Source organism: Sphingomonas floccifaciens (genome assembly GCF_042681125.1).
Classification (GTDB): domain Bacteria; phylum Pseudomonadota; class Alphaproteobacteria; order Sphingomonadales; family Sphingomonadaceae; genus Sphingomonas; species Sphingomonas floccifaciens.
The window spans coordinates 19,284-39,083 of sequence record NZ_JBHUFC010000024.1 but is presented as its reverse complement, the minus strand read 5'-3'; the positions used below and the strand labels follow the sequence as shown (position 1 = coordinate 39,083).

The 19,800-nt window shown below is 66.1% G+C and carries 20 protein-coding genes and 2 tRNA genes; 9 read left to right on the top strand and 13 right to left on the bottom strand.

Features of this window, described 5'->3' with window-relative positions:
- Positions 1 to 63: 63 nt before the first annotated feature.
- The 6 genes from ACFSC3_RS19250 to ACFSC3_RS19225 all read right to left on the bottom strand — a co-directional run bounded on the left by ACFSC3_RS19250 (position 64) and on the right by ACFSC3_RS19225 (position 4,712).
- Complete coding sequence (locus ACFSC3_RS19250; protein WP_380941820.1) at positions 64 to 447, bottom strand: head-tail connector protein; 384 nt, start codon at positions 445 to 447, stop codon at positions 64 to 66.
- Entirely contained in the window at positions 444 to 1,592 is a 1,149-nt protein-coding gene (locus ACFSC3_RS19245) for a phage portal protein (RefSeq protein WP_380941818.1), read from the bottom strand. Before ACFSC3_RS19245 ends, ACFSC3_RS19250 begins: the two co-directional genes overlap by 4 nt.
- Positions 1,583 to 2,128 carry an HK97 family phage prohead protease gene (locus tag ACFSC3_RS19240; RefSeq protein WP_380941816.1) on the bottom strand — a complete coding sequence of 182 codons (546 nt, stop codon included), beginning with the start codon at positions 2,126 to 2,128 and terminating at the stop codon, positions 1,583 to 1,585. The genes ACFSC3_RS19245 and ACFSC3_RS19240 overlap by 10 nt, the downstream gene beginning before the upstream one ends.
- Entirely contained in the window at positions 2,128 to 3,336 is a 1,209-nt protein-coding gene (locus ACFSC3_RS19235; RefSeq protein ID WP_380941814.1) for a phage major capsid protein, read from the bottom strand. Before ACFSC3_RS19235 ends, ACFSC3_RS19240 begins: the two co-directional genes overlap by 1 nt.
- The gene (locus ACFSC3_RS19230; protein ID WP_380941812.1) at positions 3,333 to 4,100 is read right to left on the bottom strand and encodes a MerR family transcriptional regulator; all 768 of its coding nucleotides are present in this window, start codon (positions 4,098 to 4,100) and stop codon (positions 3,333 to 3,335) included. Before ACFSC3_RS19230 ends, ACFSC3_RS19235 begins: the two co-directional genes overlap by 4 nt.
- Positions 4,101 to 4,181: 81 nt before the next feature.
- Entirely contained in the window at positions 4,182 to 4,712 is a 531-nt protein-coding gene (locus ACFSC3_RS19225; RefSeq protein ID WP_380941810.1) for a hypothetical protein, read from the bottom strand.
- 282 nt (positions 4,713 to 4,994) lie between these two features.
- Between ACFSC3_RS19225 and ACFSC3_RS19220 the strand changes: the two genes are divergently transcribed.
- Positions 4,995 to 5,414 carry a Rap1a/Tai family immunity protein gene (locus ACFSC3_RS19220; RefSeq protein ID WP_380941808.1) on the top strand — a complete coding sequence of 140 codons (420 nt, stop codon included), beginning with the start codon at positions 4,995 to 4,997 and terminating at the stop codon, positions 5,412 to 5,414.
- Here ACFSC3_RS19220 and ACFSC3_RS19215 read toward each other — a convergent pair.
- The 5 genes from ACFSC3_RS19215 to ACFSC3_RS19195 form a co-directional block, all read right to left on the bottom strand.
- Positions 5,362 to 6,927: a terminase large subunit gene (locus tag ACFSC3_RS19215; RefSeq protein ID WP_380941806.1), complete on the bottom strand. Its 1,566-nt coding sequence runs from the start codon at positions 6,925 to 6,927 to the stop codon at positions 5,362 to 5,364. The two genes, ACFSC3_RS19220 and ACFSC3_RS19215, sit on opposite strands and share 53 nt — an antisense overlap.
- A 76-nt stretch (positions 6,928 to 7,003) precedes the next feature.
- Positions 7,004 to 7,396, bottom strand: coding sequence for an HNH endonuclease (locus ACFSC3_RS19210; RefSeq protein ID WP_380941804.1), 393 nt, complete (start codon positions 7,394 to 7,396; stop codon positions 7,004 to 7,006).
- The gene (locus ACFSC3_RS19205) at positions 7,389 to 7,547 is read right to left on the bottom strand and encodes a hypothetical protein (RefSeq protein ID WP_380941802.1); all 159 of its coding nucleotides are present in this window, start codon (positions 7,545 to 7,547) and stop codon (positions 7,389 to 7,391) included. Before ACFSC3_RS19205 ends, ACFSC3_RS19210 begins: the two co-directional genes overlap by 8 nt.
- Positions 7,544 to 9,445, bottom strand: a complete 1,902-nt coding sequence (locus ACFSC3_RS19200; protein WP_380941800.1) for an AAA family ATPase — start codon at positions 9,443 to 9,445, stop codon at positions 7,544 to 7,546. The genes ACFSC3_RS19205 and ACFSC3_RS19200 overlap by 4 nt, the downstream gene beginning before the upstream one ends.
- Before the next feature lie 193 nt (positions 9,446 to 9,638).
- Positions 9,639 to 9,715: transfer RNA gene (locus ACFSC3_RS19195), tRNA-Arg, on the bottom strand.
- 181 nt (positions 9,716 to 9,896) lie between these two features.
- Here ACFSC3_RS19195 and ACFSC3_RS19190 point away from each other — a divergent pair.
- From ACFSC3_RS19190 to ACFSC3_RS19170, 5 genes are all read left to right on the top strand, one after another.
- A complete protein-coding gene (locus ACFSC3_RS19190) occupies positions 9,897 to 11,183 on the top strand; it encodes a thiamine pyrophosphate-dependent enzyme (RefSeq protein ID WP_380941798.1) in 1,287 nt (428 codons plus the stop codon).
- On the top strand, positions 11,183 to 12,019 hold the full coding sequence (locus ACFSC3_RS19185) for an alpha/beta hydrolase (RefSeq protein WP_380941797.1): 837 nt from the start codon (positions 11,183 to 11,185) through the stop codon (positions 12,017 to 12,019). The genes ACFSC3_RS19190 and ACFSC3_RS19185 overlap by 1 nt, the downstream gene beginning before the upstream one ends.
- A gap of 53 nt (positions 12,020 to 12,072) precedes the next feature.
- Positions 12,073 to 13,077 carry an alpha-ketoacid dehydrogenase subunit beta gene (locus ACFSC3_RS19180; RefSeq protein ID WP_380941873.1) on the top strand — a complete coding sequence of 335 codons (1,005 nt, stop codon included), beginning with the start codon at positions 12,073 to 12,075 and terminating at the stop codon, positions 13,075 to 13,077.
- Between the two features lie 85 nt (positions 13,078 to 13,162).
- Complete coding sequence (locus ACFSC3_RS19175) at positions 13,163 to 14,491, top strand: dihydrolipoamide acetyltransferase family protein (protein WP_380941795.1); 1,329 nt, start codon at positions 13,163 to 13,165, stop codon at positions 14,489 to 14,491.
- A gap of 63 nt (positions 14,492 to 14,554) precedes the next feature.
- Complete coding sequence (locus tag ACFSC3_RS19170; protein ID WP_380941793.1) at positions 14,555 to 16,351, top strand: DUF885 domain-containing protein; 1,797 nt, start codon at positions 14,555 to 14,557, stop codon at positions 16,349 to 16,351.
- A gap of 25 nt (positions 16,352 to 16,376) precedes the next feature.
- Here ACFSC3_RS19170 and ACFSC3_RS19165 read toward each other — a convergent pair.
- A tRNA-Leu gene (locus ACFSC3_RS19165) sits at positions 16,377 to 16,463 on the bottom strand.
- 146 nt (positions 16,464 to 16,609) lie between these two features.
- Here ACFSC3_RS19165 and ACFSC3_RS19160 point away from each other — a divergent pair.
- A complete protein-coding gene (locus ACFSC3_RS19160; protein WP_380941791.1) occupies positions 16,610 to 16,873 on the top strand; it encodes a FeoA family protein in 264 nt (87 codons plus the stop codon).
- 4 nt (positions 16,874 to 16,877) lie between these two features.
- Positions 16,878 to 18,734, top strand: coding sequence for a ferrous iron transporter B (gene feoB / locus ACFSC3_RS19155; protein ID WP_380941789.1), 1,857 nt, complete (start codon positions 16,878 to 16,880; stop codon positions 18,732 to 18,734).
- A gap of 96 nt (positions 18,735 to 18,830) precedes the next feature.
- Here feoB and ACFSC3_RS19150 read toward each other — a convergent pair whose 3' ends face one another.
- Positions 18,831 to 19,022 carry a DUF4169 family protein gene (locus ACFSC3_RS19150; RefSeq protein ID WP_380941787.1) on the bottom strand — a complete coding sequence of 64 codons (192 nt, stop codon included), beginning with the start codon at positions 19,020 to 19,022 and terminating at the stop codon, positions 18,831 to 18,833.
- 49 nt (positions 19,023 to 19,071) lie between these two features.
- On the opposite strand from ACFSC3_RS19150, the gene ssb reads away from it, so the two are divergent.
- Positions 19,072 to 19,638 carry a single-stranded DNA-binding protein gene (gene ssb / locus ACFSC3_RS19145; RefSeq protein WP_380941785.1) on the top strand — a complete coding sequence of 189 codons (567 nt, stop codon included), beginning with the start codon at positions 19,072 to 19,074 and terminating at the stop codon, positions 19,636 to 19,638.
- Positions 19,639 to 19,800 lie beyond the last annotated feature (162 nt).

Genomic DNA, 19,800 nt, shown 5'->3' with positions numbered 1-19,800 from the left:
CAGTCCGAGCAGAAGGCAGGCCGATTTCGTCCGCTAGTTGCTCCGCTGTCATCAGGCGCGCCATCAGATTTCGAGCCTGCGCAGTGGTTGCAGGAGGCGCACGGAGCCGGCCGGAATATCCGCGCTATCGCCACGCCCGTCATAGGCGGTGACGATGTGGTGCAGGACGGCCAGCTTGACGCGAGCCGGCACCGGTTCCGAACCGTCCCAGCCATCCGCTACGTCGCGTGCAGCGTCCGTCGCGGCGTCGATCGCGATCTGGAAGAAGCCGTCGTCCGCGTCATGATCGACGCGGCAGAACAGCTTGGCTTCGGCCAACGTCACCGCGGCAACAGTGCTTGTCGCGACGGGGGCGCCCGACAGATGCACGACATAAGCCTCCACCACCGCCGCGTCGCTCACGTCATCGCCCAGCCCGAGCAGGGCGCGCATTTCGGCGATCGTCATGGCGTCACCTCCGCCGGCTTGGCGCGCGGGTTCCAGCCCTCGACCTGTCGAACCTCGTCGGCATCGAGGACGCCCGCGTCGATCGCGATCTTGTGGTTCGCCCAGCGCGTTGTCGGATCGCCGCGAAGGAAGCCGGACAAGTCCAGCTCGATCTCATATCCGGCTGTCAGGACGCTGCGCGCGAACTCCGCCTCGATCTTGCGCGCCCAGGGCGCGAGGGTGAATTGTGCGAACCACAGACCCGCCTGCGCGGCGTTGGTGAAGGTGTTGTTCTCGTAGGCCTGGATGATCGGCGGCGGCACCTGGAAAAGCCGGCAGATTTCGATGACGCCGAACTTGCGGCTTTCCAGCAGCTCCGCGTCCTCCGGGCTGATCGACGCCGCCTTCCACGTCATCCCGCCGTCGAGGATCAGCGTCGACCCGGAGTTTGCAGCGCCGCCGTGCCGCTCCTGAAACTGCTTGCGCAGTGCCTCGCGCTGTTCGGCTTTGAACGTGCCAGGAAGCTCGATCACGCCCGATGGCGCGGCGCCGCGATCGAGGAAGGATCGGGCGAAAGCGTTTGATGCGACGACACCCGCGACCGCATCGGCGGCGCGAGAGAGGCGCGATCGGCCCAGCAAGCCGTCGTCGGTGCGGTCGCGAAGGTGGATGACTTCGCCTTCCAGATAGCGGCGCATTCCGCCCCGCCCGTCCGACACGTCATAGGCGAGCCGGCCGCTGCGCAGATGCTGGACCGTCACCATGCCCCACGGAATCCAGGTGAAGCCGGTCAGCGCGCCATTGTCGCCACGGTCGATCGTCGCCAGGCCGTTGCCGGTCAGCAGCGCCGACGCGACCAGATGCTCCAGGAAGTCCGGCCAGCTCATATGCTCACTGGCGCCCGTCCGCGTGATGCGGCGGATCGGATGCGCCAAGGCCTCGACCCGTGCGCCGCCTTCGAGGCGATAGACCAGCGCCGGCACGTAGGCGAGCGCGGAGCTGATAGCGGTGGTGCAGGCGAGGACCGTAGACAGGTTCTCATGCGCGCGAGCGGACAGGCCCGCCGGATAGCCGATGCCGGGGGCGATGGCGCCCCACGACGGGTCGGCGGCGTCGCTGCGGCGCTCGAAGCCCATTCGGGAGAGGGTGCGGTCGATCAGGCCCATTGTCCGGCCCTCGCCAGCGTGAGGATGCGCAGCCGGCGGAGCGCGTCGTTGCCGCTTCGGATCGCGCGCAAGGCCAGCTCGGTATCGGGATAGGCGGGCCACGCCGACACGACGCTGATTTCGCGCAAGCCGATCGTACGCAGCGATCGGCGGTTGCCGGACCAATGCTCGCCACCCTTCGGCACGTTGAAGCCGAACGACATGCCACCCAGGTCGCCGCGATCGGCGAGGGTCAGCACGTCGCGGCCGGCGGCGGTGTCGGGAATGTCGAGCGAGAAGGCGAGGCCCCGGCTGTCTTCCGACAGGCGCAGGGTGCCGGAGCGCGTTCGCCCCAGCACCTTGCCCGCGTCGTGATCCAGCAGCGCCAGTACGTCACCGGTGATGGCCGAACGGAACGCACCGGGTTCGATCGTCTCGACGAACGTCCCCAGCTGCGCCTCCGCGCCGAAGGTGGCGGCATAGCCCTCCAACCGTCGACCGCTGGTGCGAACCTCGGTGAATGCCCGTCGCTCGACGGTGGAGGGTGCCGCGTCCATCACGCCACCGCCACGCCGGTTGCCTTGACGAACGATGCCGGCCGGCGCACGCCGAAGTCCACCGTCGCCATCGCGCGGATCAGGATGTTGCCCTTGCTGTACGCCGACTCGGCATACGGGTTCACGAGAATATCCAGCTGCGACCAGATGCCGATCAGGAAGTCCGCCCAGTCGCCATAGACCAGACCGTGCTTGTTCGCGGTCGGGTTCAGGTTGTTGGGCACCTGATTGGAGAACTGGACTGGCTCGCCGTGGAAGATGGTCGAAATACCCAGCGGGTAGCCGTCGCCGTCCTTCGTCTTCGCCGCCATGCCCTTCACGCCGTTCGTCGTGACGAAGCCGCGCGAGCTGCCGACGTTGGCGATGTCCGCCTTGCCGATCATGTTCGCGGTCGTCGTGAACAGGTCGGTGGCGAAAGCCTCGGTTGGGATGCCGGCGGCGTTGAGGATGCCAGTCGGCTGCGCGTCGGCGCCCGTGCCGTTGATCGCGGCGCGGTCGATCTCCAGCGCGATGTTCCGCGACAGCATCTGGCGGACGATCGCGTCGGCCGCAGGGCTGGATTGCATAATGAGCTGGCGCGAAAGCTCGGTGATGGCGCCGACGTGATGCGGCGACAGCGTGAGGCTGTCGAAAGTCGCATTGCCGGTCGGCAGCGCCTGGTCCTCCGCCACCCAGCCCACGTTGGGCGAACCCGTCTCGCGCGGGATGACGACATTGCCGGTGAGGCCGGTCAGCACGGTCGCACCCAGCGCCTGCATCACGGTCTGGTTGGTCAGCGCCGACGTGAACAGGTCCGGCCGGAAGCTGGTCGGCACGATCGCCGCGCTGGTGCCGGTGGTCTGCGTCGCGCGCATCTCGAACAGCTCGGTGGCGATGAAGATGCCATCGGCCTTCTTGCCGGCGCGCTCCTCGAGGAACGCCTGTTCGCGCTCGACCTTCGCGCGGTCGCACGGCTCGCCCATCTTGTAGCGAATCGTCTCGATCACCGACTGGCTGCGGATTTCGGGGTCGACCGCATCGCCGTGGATCGTGCGGCCCTGTTCGGAGCGGTCGGCCGCGTCAATCGCGCGGGCGCGCTCCAGCTTGGCGTCGTGCGCGCGCAGCTCGGTTGCGGCGGTGTCGAACGCGGCCTGGTCGTCCTTGCCGTGGGCATCGTTCATGCGAGCGACGATCGCCGCCCGCTGTTCGATCAATTCACTCGTTTTCATGCTTCGTCCTCATGCTGGCCGGGGGCCGAAGCCCCCGGCTCTGTGACAGTCGACTGCCTCACGGCGTTGACATTGGGTTCACCCTCGGGGGGCAAATCAGGAAACTCGACGTGTACGAAAGCGCGGCCGGCGCGGTCGGTGATGACGCTCGCCAGACTTGCGAAGTCGAGAACGAGAGCCGGCCCAGCAAGCCTTGCATCGCCACTGGTCATTTCCGACCGCGCTTTGTCGAAGCTGTCGTGGAAGACGTGCTGGCCGTCGGCCCACCATATAAAGAGCGGTGCCGGCACCACCCCGGTCTCGAACCGCTGCCGGTAAACTTGGCGCGCGAGCCACTCGCCTTTCTCGCCCCACTGCGGGCGGGTGCCGAAGTCCGCAGGCAATTCGTTTCCGCGTTCGGCGACAAACCGGTGCGCCATGTCGATCATATTTTGCGTCGGGAAGGTTTCGGGGAGACCGCGCGCTTCGTTGGTCCGCAGGTGGTCGCCCTCGTAAGCGTCGACCCACTGAAGGACGCGATAACCGATCCCCATGCCGCAAAAATTGGCGACGTCGGCCGCAGCATCGAGAGGCACGCCGCGATCAGATAGCAGCTTCAGCGCCAGTAGATGACCAAGGTCGAACAGATCGTATCGCGCGTGGCCCTCTCCGCGCTTCTCCAAGAAACCCCGCCGGCGCCAGTCGCGCTGTGTCATTGTCGACACGCCCGTGATCTTCTCGACCTCGGCCGGCGTGAACTGGGAAACAGTCAAGATATGGTCCATGCGTGGTGGTATGCCACGGTTTACAAATCGTGGCAATACCCCACGTTTGTAGCTGTGGGAGTGTAGCGGTTTTAGCTCCACTTAGCGTGGGCTCGCCGACGCGAGCGACCAACGTCCGTCCGCCGTTTTCGTCAGGCCGGCGAGGGCGGCACGGTATTCGCGCTCGACCCCACCGTAGTTGAGCGGGGGGCGCCGCTGATCGATACCGTAGCGGGGGCGCGCAGAATGAAGGCCCTGCCCGAGATGGCCGACACCCTCGGCATAATCGATCTCAGTACCGCCCGGATCATCATCCTCGGCAACGTCGTCTTCCTCGGCGTCGTCGGGGTCGCCGGCCCCGTCGTCGCCGTACAGCCGGTACGGGTTATCGTCGCCCGCGTCGCAGTGGTCCGTGTCGGCGACTGGGCACCCAGGTCCATCAGCACCATGATCCATGAAATCGTCTTCGGCGCCGGTCACTTCGTAGTCGAGGTCGCCGTCGAGCGCGTCGAGTCGCGCGATCAGCGCTTCGATCGCGTCGCCAATTTCGTCGGGGGAAAGGGCGGACATGAGCCGCCGCACGCGGATCGGCCGGTTTGGATGAAACATGGTCGCGCGAGAGGGCGCGCCCATGATAGGGGCGTGAATAGCCATGATCGTTCTCCAGGAACGTTTGTGGTCAGAGCCGGGCGGGAAATCTCACCTTCCCCTCGGCTCGTTTTTTACGTACGGACTATAAATGGCGAGCGCAATAGTCCGTACGGAAAAAAGAGGGCGTCCTAGGACTGATGCTAAGTCCGTCCACCTTACCCTCACCCCACCGGACATGGCGCGTCTGGATGCCTGGATTGCAGAGCAGCCTTCTCCGCTGTCGCGCCCAGAAGCGATTCGGCTTATTTTGCGGGAGAAGCTCGCATGAAGCGAATGCTGGCCTTTGCGATCCTATTTGCGCCACCGGCTACAGCACAAGAAATCCGAAGGTATAGCCCTGCTTCGATAAACTTAATGACAGGCAATCAGCTGTACGAGCAGTGCAACAGCGAAAATCAGTTTTTCCGGATTTCCTGCCGAAGTTACATAAGTGGCGCAGTCGACGCATTGAACCAATGGCGGGTTTTTATTGATAATCCTCCTTTTTGCCTGCCGCCGGACACTTCGATTACACTAGACCAGTTGCGCGATATTGCGATCGACTACATCGCGAGAAACCCCGCGACCCGCAATCAGCCGGCGCCGTTTTTGATCGGGACAGCGATGTCGACCGCTTTCCCGTGCCCAAGACCTACACCCAAGCCAGTCCAGCGCCGCGATACACCTGCGGCCCCTCGTCGGTAGCGGCCAAGCCGCAGGCCATGATGGCCGACACAATCCCGTCGATCCGATCGAGGCTCTTCGCCTTGGTCGGCTTGCGGTTGCCGGCGGGATCGGTTTCGATGACAACGTTTCCGGCCTGCCATTTCAGGATCGGCGAATTGTTGTGCTGCATCCGGCGGTCGAGCACCGCCCGCTCGAAGGCGTCGACCGCCGCCGCGTAGGATCGGAAGCCGGGAACGAATTCGACCATCGGCAGCTCGATCCCCTCGTCCGAAAGCAGCTTTACCAGATCCTCGTAGCGCCAGCGGTCGAACGCGATGCCCTGAACGTCGTAGAGCTGCCGAATGTCCGCCAGGCGCTGCACGATCGCGCTGCGATCGGTTGCCCGCCCCACCGTCGTCTCGATCCATCCGTCCGCCGCCCAGCGGTCGTAGGGCACGCGGTCGCGCTCGACGCGTTCGCCGATCGTATCGGCCGGCACGAAATGCCAGACCAGTGCCTTGCCGGCGTCGGGAAACCATAGCGCCAGCGCCGTCAGGTCGCGCGTGCTGGACAGGTCCAGCCCACCGTAACAGCGCTCGCCTTCCAGCTCGGCCGGATCGAAGGGCGCGCCATTCGCCTCCCAGTCCGCCGGATTGATGAACCGCGACTCCGCATCGATCCTCTGGTTTAGGTTTAGCAGGCGGAAGGCAGGTTCGAACGACGGCGATCGCGCTGCCATCGCTGCGGCATCGGCGAACTCGTCCGCGTTCAGGAACTCGCCCAGCGCCGGGTTCGCCGCCGCCCAGGCGCTGCGATCGTCGAGGGCGCAGCCTTCGGGCGCGGCGTGCAGCTGGACGTAGAATGTCGGCGCCGGCTCCGCGTCGAGAATTTCAGACCAGAAATGCAGGTCGTCCGCCGCCTGCGTGCTGATCGTTACCCCCAGCGCGCTGCGGCGCTTCGCCATACCCGTCTTGAGGTTGTCCCACAGCTCGCGCGAACGCCACTGCGCGACCTCGTCCGCGACCCAGAACGACGGCGCCAGGCCGTGCGCCTTGCGTGCGTCGGACGTCAGCGCGCGCCATCGCGAGTTGGTCCGCTCGTCGATGATTTCCTTGTGCCAATCCCGGATGTTCACCCGCGCCGCCATCCACGGCACGGCCTCGATGTACGCCCGCGTCATGTTGTAAAGGACGCCCGCCTGTTCGCGATCGATCGCGGCGGCGTAGCACTCGCCATAGGGTTCGTGCATCGGCCCCAGCAGGTGCGCCAGCGACAGGCCCGCGAGGACAGCGGACTTGCCGTTGCCGCGCGCCACGCTCAGCGCCGCGAGGCGAACGAGGCGGTCGCCCTTGGCGTTCGTCGGCTCATACACGCCGCGCACGAATTGCTCCTGGAAACCCAGCAGCTCCATCTTCTCGCCCGCCCGCAGGCCCGACACGATCGGCAGATCGCGGAGGAACGCCAGCACGCGCTCTGCCGGCGGCATCCCGTCCTTCTCCCAGGGGTGCGACACGGCCATGAGAGGGCGAGCGGGTTCGAGGGGGGCGAACATCGTCCCCTCCCACGTTGGCGCTTCCAGCGGTGCCCCGGCGGCGGCTGCGCGCAGCTTTCCAGCGCCTGGTCCCCGCTTACCCACCGCGCCTAACTCCCGAAACTAATTGAGGAAAAAGGTCGGATGTCGGTCCAGTCCCGTCAGCCCTGAGCGATTTTCCGTGCCATGGATGCGCAGGGTCGAGGGGCGTCCCATCAGGGTTGCAGCCGCGACGAGGCTTTCGAGTACGCACCGCGCCGGCCTCGCTACCCCGCGCCGTCTTCGCACCATGGCATGGTCCGCAGTAGCTGGTCAGGCCATCATGGTCGGGGAACGCAGGCCCACCATCGCTGATCGCCACGACATGATCGACGGTGTTGGCGAGGGTCATCACGCCCATCGCCTCGCACCCGACACACAGCGGCGACAGCGACAGGTGGGCGAGCCGCAGCCGCTTCCACGTCGTCGTGTTGTAGGGCCAGTCAGCCACGGCGCTCCCCTTCCTTCAACTCATGGATCAGCGCGCGCAGCGCGCGTTCGATTTCGCTCCTCTCCTCGAAGTAGCGTTCGTGGTTGCGCCAGTCCGGGCGCAGGCGTCCCACCTGTCGGGTGATGGCCGTGAGACGAGTGGATGGGGTCATAGTCCATCCCCCCAGTCGAGGTCGTCTTCAACAAGAGGCGCGGCGGGCGGCCAGCCCGCCCCCTTATCTGTAAGATAAGGGGTGTGTGCTTTCGGACGTGATCGGGGGGTCATCGGCACGTCATCGGAAGGTGCCATCGGCACGTCATCGGGTAGGTCATCGGGGACTCGGCGCAGGCCGATCATGTCCTTACCTTCCCCCTGGTGACGCCCGACCACCCCCCGCTCGATCGCCCTCGTTCGGAACAGCCGATCCATCGCTGCCTCCAGACGGCCGCGCCCAATCCCCTTGCTCTCGGCCATCGCCACGAACTCTTTCGGGGCGTAGGTTCGGCTCGCCTTGCTCTCGGACACCGCCCGTCCCTGTCGATTGCGCTCATCAAGGCACGCAAGGAAAATGGTGTTGTCAGCACCTGCTTGGGCGTTGGCAGCCATTTCCGCATGAATGCGCGGAGGAAGCTCTGCCTCGTTGACGAACGCCCACTGATGCCACCGGAAAGCAATCGTCTCGCCATTCCGTGCATAGTTGGCCTTCGCGCGGGCCAGCTGGCGCGCGTCAGGGTCTAGCGCCTCGCCATTCGAGTCGCGCGGCTGATCGAGGAACAGGCGGGAGCGCACCTGGTTCTCCCAGGCCGTCGAGCCGGAAAAGCTGTCACCGGCCTTATTCGGATGGCCTAGGAACAGGATCGAGGCGTCCGCGTCCGCAGCAAGCCCGTTCAGCAGTCCGCAGAACGCCGCGACCTGGTTGCGGATGTTCTCGTTGCCGGCGAACAGATGCGCCACGTTGTCGAGCGCAACGAAGCCGGCGCCGGTCTGCATGACGGTCGCGTGTAGGGTAGCCCAGGCTTCAGTCGTCGCCATGCGGCCTTGCGGATCGAACGTCGCCAGCTCGTTCCCGATGCCGCCCGCCAGCGTGATTAGGTGAAGCTTTCCAGACAGCTCGCGCGCGGACACGTTCAGCGCCGCGCAGATCGCCAGCTGGCGGCGATGCAGCTCGTCCGCGTCATCCTCGCACGTCAGGTAGATCGCGACCGACTGACGCGTCTCCACGCCCAGAAATGAGCGTCCGAGTGCAACGCAGGTCGCCAGTTGTTGTGACAGGAGCGATTTGCCCGCACTGCCCGCCCCGGTGAGATAGGTGGCCTGCCGTGTCGGAATCCATTCGTGCAGCGCCCATGTGCGCGCAGGCGCCGGCTGATCCTGCCACGCGCCGGGGTCGAGCATGGGCAGCATCGGCACCGGGGGATGCAGGATCGCGTCCGCGAGAGAACGAAGCTCTTCGGGCGTGCCAGCCCAGTCGATTATGTCGCCCTTGGGCGGCAGATCGGGAAGCGGCAGCACGAACGCTTTCCCGCCGGCCTGGTTGATGCTCTTGCTCGCGTGATCGGCAAATGCCCGCCCCTCATCGTCATTGTCAGGCAGAATGATGACGGTGCGATCCGCAAGCGCTTTCGCATAGGTGTCACGCCAGCCTTTGGCACCGAAGGCGATCGCCGTGGCAACGAAGCCCCAGCCCGCCAACTTGTCGGCCTTCCGCTCGCCTTCGGTCAGATAGACGACGCTCGCGCGATCGGCCGCGATAATGTCGGGGAGGCGATACAGGATGCGAGGCGCGTTCGGATCGAGCTTGTTGACCCATCCGCCTCGACCGTCGGGACGCTGCGCGGTGAAACGCTTCCGCTCCCCCGCCTTCTCCAGACGAACAGTGCGATAGGCAACGGTGCCATCAGCATCTACGTACTCGTACCGCCCGGTTTCGCGCCAGACTTCGCCATTTGGCCGGCGCTGGCGTTCGGGCAGAAGTCCGAGACGGCGGCACTCATCCTTCACTGCCTGCCAGTCGCCGCCGTTGTGGCTGTAGAACACAACGTCGCCGCCATTGGCGTCTTTCACGGTCATCCCGCGATCGGATTTGCTATGCCCCGGCGACGGAAACGCCCCCTGCGATCCGTTCCAGTCGCCTCCGAAATGCCGCGTAATGTTTTGTGCCGGCGTCATCGTACCGAACCGCATTCACACGCGTAGCGAACACATAACTGACCCGCGCCGCTATCGCAGCTGGCCAAAATGGCGGCTAAGGCATTGAGAATGTTGGCGCACCCGACAGGATTCGAACCTGTGGCCTCTGCCTTCGGAGGGCAGCGCTCTATCCAGCTGAGCTACGGGTGCCGGTGCGTGGGAAGGGTGCCTAGCAGTGGCGGCGGGATCGCGCCAGTCCCCATGTGATGACGGCGCACAGGCTTTCGGCACGGGACACATTCGGACCGGCGCAGAGCCTCTTGAAATTTTATTACAACCGCCGCTAAGCTTCTGTCGGGCAACGGCGAACCGCGCCGCCTGAGGAGAGACCATGTCCGACGCGTCCCGTCGATCGAATCTGCCGCCGCTTGCGCTGCATGTGCCCGAGCCGAAATTCCGTCCCGGCGATACGGTGGACTTCGCGCAGGTCGCGGTGCCGCCGGTCGATGCAGCGCGGCGGCCCGATACCGCCGATGCGGCGCACGGTTTCCATGAGCTGGCCTTCGGTCTTGTCCGCGTGCTCGATATGGACGGTACGGCCGGCGGCCAGTGGGATCCGCGCATCTCGCCGGACCTGAAGCGGCAGATGTTGCGCAACATGGCGCTGACTCGCGCCTTCGACGAGCGCATGTTCCGCGCGCAGCGGCAGGGCAAGACCAGTTTCTACATGAAATCGCTGGGCGAGGAGGCGGTGTCGGTGGGGGCCGCCGCCGCGCTAGCGTCGGACGACATGGTGTTCCCGTCGTACCGCCAGCAGGGCATCCTGATTTCGCGCGGATGTCCGCTGACGGACATGATGAACCAGATTTATTCGAACCGCGGCGACAAGCTGCAGGGCAAGCAGCTGCCGATCATGTATTCGGAGAAGGGGTACAGCTTCTTTTCGATCTCCGGCAATTTGACGACGCAGTATCCGCAGGCGGTCGGTTGGGCGATGGCGAGCGCGGCGAAGGGCGATACGCGGATCGCGGCGACCTGGTGCGGCGAGGGGTCGACGGCGGAAGGCGACTTCCATTCCGCCTGCACCTTCGCCAGCGTGTACCGTGCGCCGGTCATCTTCAACGTCGTCAACAACCAGTGGGCGATTTCGAGTTTCTCGGGGTTCGCGGGTGCCGAGGCGACGACGTTCGCCGCGCGCGCGATCGGCTATGGCATCGCGGGGATACGGGTCGACGGCAACGACGTGCTGGCGGTCTATGCCGCGACGCTCTGGGCGGCGGAGCGGGCGCGGACCAACGCCGGGCCGACGCTGATCGAGCATTTCACCTATCGCGCCGAGGGGCATTCGACCTCGGACGATCCGGGCCAGTATCGCTCCGAAGGCGAGCCCAATGCCTGGCCGCTGGGTGATCCGATCAAGCGGCTGAAGGCGCATCTGATCACGATCGGCGAGTGGGACGAGGAGCGCCACGACGCGATGGACCGCGAGGTCGCCGAACAGGTGAAGGCGGCGCAGAAGGAGGCCGAGAAGAACGGCATCCTCGGCCACGGCCTGCATCAACCACTCGATTCGCTGTTCGATGGCGTGTTCGAGGAGATGCCGTGGCATTTGCGCGAACAGCAGGCGCAGATGCTCGCCGAGGAAGAAGCCTCCGGCCGCCCATGGGCGCGCAAGTGATGGACCGGCGCACCCTGATCGGCGGGATCGCCGGTGCCGGCGCGGTGCTGGCAGGCGGTCCGCTGTTCGCGCGGGACGCGATCGCCAGCGACGACGTGGCCTTGACGGTCGGCACGCGCGAGACGCGGCTGTTCCGTACGCGGCCGGCGAAGCCGCGCGGTGTCGCGCTGTTCTCGACCGGCCATGGCTCATGGCCGGAGAAATATGCGCTGCTGACGCGTCATCTGGCCGAGCAGGGCTGGGTGGTGCTCAGCCCCCTGCACGTCGATTCGATGCGCCACCCGGATCGCGCGACGTTCACGATGCAGGCAAGCTTCGGCGAGCGGATGGCGGACATGGGCGCAGCGGCGGCGGTCGCGGCGAAGGACTATCCGGGCCTGCCGGTGATCGCGGTCGGACACAGCTTCGGCACGCTGACGTCGCTCTGCCTGGGTGGGGCGCTGTCCTATATTGCGCCGTTCCGCGCGCCGGCGGTCAAGGCGGTGCTGGGGTTCTCGACGCCGGGCAAGATCCCGGGGCTGATCCAGCCGAGCGCCTATACGTCGCTCGCGGTGCCGGCGATGATCGTGACGGGAACGGCCGACACCGTGCCAGGCTTCGTCAAGAATCCGGCCGACCATCTGTTCGTCGGCCAGACCGCGGGTAAATCAGCCTATACGATCGTCGCGAAGGATGGCGGGCATGAACTCGTCGCCGACGGCGCGGCGATGGCGCGCCTGGCCCCGGCGGTCGACCTGTTCCTAGCGGCCTATGGCAGAGGCGACGCGAAGGCCGCCGCACAGCTCAAGGATTGGACGGCGCCGGACGGCGACCGCTTCGTGGTGAAAGCAGCATGACCGACGTGATCGACACCCCGGCGGGCGCCGCCGACACCGGCGCGACGACCCGCATGAACATGATCCAGGCGATCAACAGCGCGATGGACGTGCTGATGGACCGCGACCCCGACATCGTCGTGATGGGCGAGGACGTGGGCTATTTCGGCGGCGTGTTCCGCGCGACCGCGGGGCTTCAGGCGAAATACGGCAAGACCCGGGTGTTCGACACGCCGATCACCGAAATCGGCATCGTCGGCGTGTCGATCGGCATGGGCGCCTATGGCCTGCGTCCGGTCCCGGAAATCCAGTTCGCCGATTACATCTACCCCGCGCTCGACCAGCTGGTCAGCGAGGCGGCGCGCCTGCGCTATCGCTCGGCGGGCGAATTCACCGCGCCGATCACGGTGCGCAGCCCGTACGGCGGCGGCATCTTCGGCGGCCAGACCCACTCGCAGTCGCCCGAAGGCATCTTCACCCACGTCTCGGGCATCAAGACGGTCATTCCGTCGACGCCTTATGATGCGAAGGGCCTGCTGATCGCGGCGATCGAGGACAACGACCCCGTCCTCTTCCTCGAACCCAAGCGCATCTACAACGGCCCGTTCAACGGCCATTGGGACCGACCGGCGTCGAACTGGTCGGCGCATCCGGCGGGCGAGGTGCCGACCGGATATTACCGCGTCGATCTGGGCAAGGCGAATATCGTGCGGCCGGGCAATGACCTGACGATCCTCGCCTATGGCACGATGGTCCATGTCGCGCTGGCGAGCGTCGAAGAAGCCGGCGTCGATGCCGAAGTGATCGACCTGCGCACGCTGGTGCCGCTCGATATCGAGACGATCGAGGCGTCGGTGAAGAAGACCGGCCGCTGCATGATCGTCCATGAGGCGACGCGCACCGGCGGGTTCGGCGCGGAACTGTCGGCGCTGGTGCAGGAACGCTGCTTCCACCATCTGGAGGCGCCGATCGAGCGCGTCACCGGCTTCGACACGCCGTACCCGCACAGCCTGGAATGGGCCTATTTCCCCGGCCCCGTCCGCATCGGACAGGCGCTCGCCAAGATCATGAAGGACTGATGCGCATGGCATCGTCGCATCGCTTCACCACCCGCGTTTCAACCCCCCGTGCCGCGACTGCGATCGGCACGAACGGAGGCATCTGATGGCCCGCTTCGAATTCCGCCTGCCCGACATCGGCGAAGGCATCGCCGAGGCCGAGATCGTCGCCTGGCACGTGGCCGTCGGCGACCGTGTCGAGGAGGATCAGGGCCTGGCCGACATGATGACCGACAAGGCGACGGTCGAGATGGAATCACCGGTGTCGGGCACCGTCATCGCACTGGCGGGCGAGGTCGGCGACCAGGTGCCGATCGGGTCGACTTTGGTGGTGATCGAGACGGAAGGCGAGGCCGCCGCCGAGCCGGAGGCCGCGCAGGTGTCGGACGCGGTTGAAGCGCAGATCGAGGCTGAAAATCCGGGTGTGGAGGAGGTTGCAAATCCTCCCCAGCAAGGGGAGGGGGACCAGCCGAAGGCTGGTGGAGGGGGAGCGTCACAGGCGACGTCGCCCGTGGAGAGCCCCCTCCACCCCTCGCCTGCGGCGAGCGGTCCCCCTCCCCATTCTGGGGAGGAGCATAAGGTCCTCGCCTCACCCGCCGTCCGCGCACGCGCCAAGGATCTCGGCATCGACCTCGCCTCGGTCCAGCACGACGGCCAGCACATCCGCCACGCCGATCTCGACGCCTACCTCCGCTACTCCGCCGGCCAGGGCTATCACTCCCCCCACGCCAGCCGCGCGCGCGAGGACCAGCGGGTCAAGGTCATCGGCATGCGCCGCCGCATCGCGGAGAACATGGCGGCGTCGAAGCGGCAGATTCCGCATTTCACCTATGTCGACGAAATCGACGTGACCGCGCTGGAGGAGATGCGTGGGCAACTGAACGCCAATCGCGGCAACCGGCCGAAGCTGACGATGCTGCCGTTCCTGATCGTCGCGATCTGCCGCACGATCCCCGACTTCCCGATGCTTAACGCGCGCTATGACGACGAAGCGGGCGTGGTGACGCGCCACGGCCGCGTGCATCTGGGCATGGCGACGCAGACCGATGCGGGATTGATGGTCCCCGTCATCCGCGACGCGCAGGACAAGAACGTCTGGCAACTGGCGAGCGAGATCGGCCGCCTTGCCGAAGCCGCCCGCACGGGCAAGGCGAAGTCGGAGGAACTGTCGGGTTCGACGTTGACCGTCACGTCACTGGGGCCGCTCGGTGGCATCGCGACCACCCCGGTCATCAACCGCCCCGAAGTCGCGATCATCGGCCCGAACAAGATCGTCGAGCGCCCTGTTTTCCGCGGCGACGATATCGTGCGCGCCAAGCTGATGAACCTGTCGATCAGCTGCGACCACCGCGTCGTCGATGGCTGGGATGCGGCGAGCTATGTCCAGGCCGTCCGCAAGCTGCTGGAAACGCCGGTGCTGTTGTTCGCGGAGTGATCTGCGCTGATCGCTTCCATCGTGATCCCTGCCGTGCCACGGTCGGGGTCACGGTTTGGGAGGATGACGATGGGCAAGGCGATTATAGGGCTGTTGGTGTCGGCGGTGCCGGTGTTGTCGGCCGCGGCCCCTGCGCAGACCCAGGATGCCGCGCTGCTCGCCTTCCTCGACCGCGCCTATGACGAACAGGTCGCGCTCAGCCCGGAAACTCAGACCGACCTGGGGCTGAAGACCAATTACGACCGGCTCGACGACTACACCGACGCGGCGGCCGTCCGCGCCCGCGCGCTGGTTGCGGCGCAAACCAAGGCGATGCAGGCGCGCTTCAAGCCCGACCGGCTAAGCGAGAATGCGCGGGTCAGCTATCGGCTGTTCGAATATGAGAATGCCCGCGCCGCTGACAGCTTCCGCTTCCGCCGGCTGTCGTTTCCGGTGTCCAAGTCGGGCAGCCCGGCGGGATCGATCCCCGCGCTGCTGATCAACAACCATAGGATCGACAGCGTCGCCGACGCGCAGGCCTATGTCGCCCGCCTGCGCGATACCGAGCGCGTCATGCGCGACGTCGCGGCCACGATGCGGACGCAAGCCGCGGCGGGCATCGTTCCGAACAAGGTCAATTTCGGTCCGGCCCGCAGCGATGCGCAGAAAGTGCTGGTCGGCGCGCCGTTCGATAGCGGCGCCGATTCGACGCTGATGGCCGATTTCCGCAAGAAGGTATCGGCGCTCAAGGCCCCGGTGGCGACCAAGACGCGGCTGCTCGCCGATGCGCGAGCGGCGCTGACCGGCCCGTTCAAGCGTGGCTATACGACGCTGATCGCGGCGATCGATGCGGTCGAGCCGCAGTCGAAGGGCAATTTCGGCGTATGGGCATTGCCCGACGGCGCCGCTTATTATGCCGACCGGCTGAGACAATCGACGACGACCAATCTGACCGCGGACGAGATTCACACGATCGGTCTACGCCAGGTCGCGGCGATCCGGGCGGAGATGGAGGCGATCAAGCGCCAGGTCGGCTTCACCGGTACGCTGGAGCAGTTTTTCGACTACATCCGCACCGGTCCCCAGTTCAAATATCCCAACACCGACGCCGGGCGCGAACAATATCTGGCCGACGCCCGTGCCGTCATCGCATCGGTCATGGCCAAGTCGCCGCAATATTTCCGCGTCCTGCCCAAGGCAAAGCTGGAGGTCCGCGCGGTGGAGAAATGGCGCGAGGCGACGGCCGCCACCGCCTTCTACAACCAGCCGTCGGCGGATGGATCGCGACCGGGCATCTATTACGTCAACCTAGTCGACATGATGCAAACGCAAAAGGTGCAGGTCCCCGGCATCGCCGCGCACGAAGGGGCACCTGGGCATCATTTCCAGATCGCTCGGCAGCAGGAACTGACCGGCATCCCAAAGTTCCGCCGCTTCGGCGGTTACGGCGCCTATGCGGAGGGCTGGGGGCTTTATTCCGAACGGCTGGCGGACGAAATGGGCATCTACAAGACGCCCTATGAGCGGTTCGGCATGCTGTCGGCCCAAGCTTGGCGCGCGATTCGCCTGGTGCTCGACACGGGGATCCATTCGAAGCGCTGGACCCGCGAACAGTCGATCGCCTATTTCAAGGCGAACAGTTCGGTGTCCGACACCGACATCGCGCGCGAGGTCGACCGCTATTTCAACTGGCCGGGGCAGGCGACCAGCTACATGGTCGGCCAGCTGAAGATCGCCGAGCTGCGCACGCGTGCCGAGAAGGCGCTGGGGCCGAAATTCGACATCCGCGACTTCCACGAAACCGTGCTGCGCCAGGGCTCGTTGCCGCTGGACGTGCTGGAAGAGCAGGTGGATCGCTATATTGCCGAGAAGCGGCGCTGAGGGGCGCCTACCGGGGTTTCATTTCTGGTGCGGTCGAGAAGACTCGAACTTCCACGGGCTTTCGCCCACAACGACCTCAACGTTGCGCGTCTACCAGTTCCGCCACGACCGCACGTGAAACCCCAACCGGTTGGACCGGAAGGCTGGCAAGGAGGGCGCCTCTAGCAAGGCGTGTTGGGCGTGGCAATGGGCGTTTTTATCCAAGGGTCGATCTAGGGGCTGGTAATCGCTGCGCACTATTGATAATCAGTCGCAGAAATGACGATCGCCGCCTCGATTCCGATTCCCGTCACGCTGAAGTCGTTGCCGCGCAACCGGCGTGCGACGGTTGCGGCGATCGATTGGGAGGTGCTGAGCGATGGCGAGGCGCGCCGGCTGCGCGAGTTCGGGCTGGACGAGGGCGTCGAGATCGAGCTGCTGCACGGCGCGACGCTGGGCGGCGGGCCGCTCGCCTGCCGGATCGGGCGGATGACGATCACCTTCCGCAGCCATATCGCGCGGGCGATCCACGTAAATCTCTGACGCGATGACTGACATCCCGCTGGTCGCGCTGGTCGGCAATCCCAACGCCGGCAAATCCGCGCTGTTCAACGCCCTGACCGGCGCGCGGCAGAAGGTCGGCAATTATCCCGGCGTCACCGTGGAGCGGCATACCGGCCGCCTGTCGCTGAACGACGGGCGCCCGGTCGAACTGGTCGACCTGCCCGGCACCTACAGTCTCGACCCTTCCAGCCCCGACGAGGAAGTGACCCGCGACGTCGTCTTCGGCCGTCAGGCGGGCGAGCGGCGGCCGGACGCGATCGTGGTGGTGGCCGATGCGACCAACCTCGACAACCATCTGCGCTTCGTCCTGCAGCTTAAGCAGCTGGGGCTGCCGATGGTGCTGGCGCTGAACATGGTCGACATGGCGGCGCGCGATGGGCTGGCGATCGATGCCGCGGCGCTGTCGGGCGAGCTGGGCGTGCCGGTGATCGAGACGGTCGCGGTGCGCCGCCGCGGGCTCGATCCGCTGCGCGAGGCGCTGGGCGAGGCGATCCGCACGCGCGCGATACCGCAGGTCGCGGTCGATTCGATCGACGCCGACATCCGCCATTTCCAGCGCGAGGCGCGTCGTATCGCGCGGGTCGCCAGTACCGAGACGTCGCGGGCGCGCAGCGTGACGCGCTCGCTCGACCGGTTCGCGCTGCACCCGGTGCTCGGCCCGATCATTCTTCTCGCGCTGCTGTTCGTGATGTTCCAGGCGGTGTTCAGCTGGTCGGAAGCGCCGATCGGCTGGATCGAAGGCGCGCAGGGCTGGCTGAGCGACACCGCCTCCGCATCGCTGCCGCCGGGGTTCCTGCGCGACCTGCTGGTCCAGGGCATCATCGGCGGCGTCGGATCGGTGATCGTCTTCCTGCCGCAGATCGTCATTCTTTTCCTGTTCATTTTGACGCTCGAGGCATCGGGCTACATGGTCCGGGCGGCGATGCTGATGGACCGGCTGATGGCGGGCGTCGGGCTGTCGGGGCGGGCGTTCATCCCGCTGCTGTCGAGCTTCGCCTGTGCGATCCCCGGCATCATGGCGACGCGGTCGATCAGCGACCCGCGCGAGCGGCTGACGACGATCCTGGTCGCGCCGCTGATGACCTGTTCGGCGCGGCTGCCGGTCTATGCCGTGATCATCGGCGCGTTCATTCCGGCGCGACAGGTGGTGCCGGGGGTCGGCTTGCAGGGGCTGGTGCTGCTGGCGCTGTACCTGGCGGGGATCGTCAGCGCGATGCTGGCGGCGGTGCTGATCCGCCGGACGGCGACGAAGGGTGTCGGCGGCGGCTTCCTGCTGGAAATGCCGCGCTATCAATGGCCGAGCGTGCGCGACGTCGCGATCGGGCTGTTCCAGCGCGCCTGGGTGTTCCTGCGCCGCGCCGGCACGATGATCATGGGCGTGACGATCGCCCTGTGGTTGCTCGCCAGCTATCCGGTGGCGCCCGAAGGCGTGAAGCAGAGCGAATATTCGGTCGCGGGACGGATCGCCAGCGTGCTGGAGGTCGGGCTCAGGCCGATCGGCTTCAACCACGAGATGAGCCTTGCGGTCATCCCGGCAATGGCGGCGCGCGAAGTCGCGGTGTCGGCGCTCCAGACCGTCTATGCGATCGATGCGGCGGATGAGGATCAGGGCGCGCAGGAACTGGGCACGCGGCTGGCCGGGCGGTGGAGCCTCGCGACCGCGCTCGCCTTCCTCGCCTGGTTCGTCTTCGCGCCGCAATGCCTGTCGACGATCGCGGTCGTGCGGCGCGAGACCAACGGGTGGAAGTGGCCGGCGTTCATGATCGCCTACCTCTTCGCGCTGGCCTATATCGCGGCGGGCGCGACCTACTGGATCGCGGTCTGGGCGGGGCTGCGCTGAGCCTTTCGCGAAGCGAAGAAGAAAGTGTGATTCACGCAAAGGTGCGAAGGCGCAAAGAATCCTTTTTGTCTTCGCGCCTTCGCGCCTTCGCGTGAATCATTCTTCTTCTTTTCCTTGATCGCGCTTCGCGCCATCGAGCAGGCGGATCCGCTGCGCTTCGGCCAAGGTAGCGGCGTCCCTTTCGGCCTTCGTGCGCCCGAACTTCACGCGATTGGCCTCGGCCTGTGTTGCCGCATCGGTCCGTGCCTTGGCTTTGCGGAAGCGGTTGAGATTTACGATTTCCGCCATGCGTTTTTGGGCCTAGATGGTGTTCGATTTTCGAACATTTGGAGCGGACATGGCGGGCAGCGTCAATAAGGTGATTCTGGTGGGCAACCTCGGGCGCGACCCGGAGAGCCGCACCTTCCAGAACGGCGGCAAGGTGGTCGAGCTGCGGATCGCGACCTCGGAAAGCTGGAAGGACCGCAACTCGGGCGAGCGCAAGGAAAAGACCGAGTGGCACACGGTCAAGGTCTTCAACGAAGGTCTGGCCAATGTCGCCGAGCGCTATCTGCGCAAGGGCAGCAAGGTTTATATCGAAGGCGCGCTGACGACCCGCAAGTGGCAGGACCAGCAGGGTAACGACCGCTATTCGACCGAGATCACGTTGCAGGGCTTCAACAGCGTCCTGACGATGCTCGACGGCGCGCCCGGTCAGGGTGGCGGCGGCGGTGGCGCGGGCGGTGGCTACGGCGGCGGCCAGCGCGGCGGCGGTGACGAATGGGGAGGCGGGGACGACTTCGCCGGCAATTCGTCGCGCGGCGGCGGCAACTTCAATTCGGGTGCGCAGAAGAGCTCGGGCGCGGCGAAGAACGACTTCGGTGGCGGCTACGGCGACGACCTGGATGACGACGTGCCGTTCTGATCGCAGTGCGGCGGCGCGCATATTGCGCGCCGACTCGCACAAGATCGGCCGGCGGGGCGCCTAGCCCCGGCCGACGGCGTGGGCTTCGCCCACGCCTTTTTTGCGCGGTGCGGCGGCGCGCATATTGCGCGCCGACTCGCACGAGCACGGCCGGCGGGTGCA

Bases quoted from the DNA above. Each gene is read 5' to 3' on its own strand.
- ACFSC3_RS19250 (WP_380941820.1), bottom strand. From the start codon at position 447: ATGACGATCGCCGAAATGCGCGCCCTGCTCGGGCTGGGCGATGACGTG.
- ACFSC3_RS19185 (WP_380941797.1), top strand. From the start codon at position 11,183: ATGGACCGGCGCACCCTGATCGGCGGGATCGCCGGTGCCGGCGCGGTG.
- ACFSC3_RS19180 (WP_380941873.1), top strand. From the start codon at position 12,073: ATGAACATGATCCAGGCGATCAACAGCGCGATGGACGTGCTGATGGAC.
- ACFSC3_RS19170 (WP_380941793.1), top strand. From the start codon at position 14,555: ATGACGATGGGCAAGGCGATTATAGGGCTGTTGGTGTCGGCGGTGCCG.
- ACFSC3_RS19240 (WP_380941816.1), bottom strand. From the start codon at position 2,128: ATGGACGCGGCACCCTCCACCGTCGAGCGACGGGCATTCACCGAGGTT.
- ACFSC3_RS19175 (WP_380941795.1), top strand. From the start codon at position 13,163: ATGGCCCGCTTCGAATTCCGCCTGCCCGACATCGGCGAAGGCATCGCC.
- ACFSC3_RS19220 (WP_380941808.1), top strand. From the start codon at position 4,995: ATGAAGCGAATGCTGGCCTTTGCGATCCTATTTGCGCCACCGGCTACA.
- ACFSC3_RS19245 (WP_380941818.1), bottom strand. From the start codon at position 1,592: ATGGGCCTGATCGACCGCACCCTCTCCCGAATGGGCTTCGAGCGCCGC.
- ACFSC3_RS19230 (WP_380941812.1), bottom strand. From the start codon at position 4,100: ATGGACCATATCTTGACTGTTTCCCAGTTCACGCCGGCCGAGGTCGAG.
- ACFSC3_RS19205 (WP_380941802.1), bottom strand. From the start codon at position 7,547: ATGACCCCATCCACTCGTCTCACGGCCATCACCCGACAGGTGGGACGC.
- ACFSC3_RS19235 (WP_380941814.1), bottom strand. From the start codon at position 3,336: ATGAAAACGAGTGAATTGATCGAACAGCGGGCGGCGATCGTCGCTCGC.
- ssb (WP_380941785.1), top strand. From the start codon at position 19,072: ATGGCGGGCAGCGTCAATAAGGTGATTCTGGTGGGCAACCTCGGGCGC.
- feoB (WP_380941789.1), top strand. From the start codon at position 16,878: ATGACTGACATCCCGCTGGTCGCGCTGGTCGGCAATCCCAACGCCGGC.
- ACFSC3_RS19215 (WP_380941806.1), bottom strand. From the start codon at position 6,927: ATGTTCGCCCCCCTCGAACCCGCTCGCCCTCTCATGGCCGTGTCGCAC.
- ACFSC3_RS19190 (WP_380941798.1), top strand. From the start codon at position 9,897: ATGTCCGACGCGTCCCGTCGATCGAATCTGCCGCCGCTTGCGCTGCAT.
- ACFSC3_RS19150 (WP_380941787.1), bottom strand. From the start codon at position 19,022: ATGGCGGAAATCGTAAATCTCAACCGCTTCCGCAAAGCCAAGGCACGG.
- ACFSC3_RS19200 (WP_380941800.1), bottom strand. From the start codon at position 9,445: ATGACCGTGAAAGACGCCAATGGCGGCGACGTTGTGTTCTACAGCCAC.
- ACFSC3_RS19225 (WP_380941810.1), bottom strand. From the start codon at position 4,712: ATGGGCGCGCCCTCTCGCGCGACCATGTTTCATCCAAACCGGCCGATC.
- ACFSC3_RS19160 (WP_380941791.1), top strand. From the start codon at position 16,610: ATGACGATCGCCGCCTCGATTCCGATTCCCGTCACGCTGAAGTCGTTG.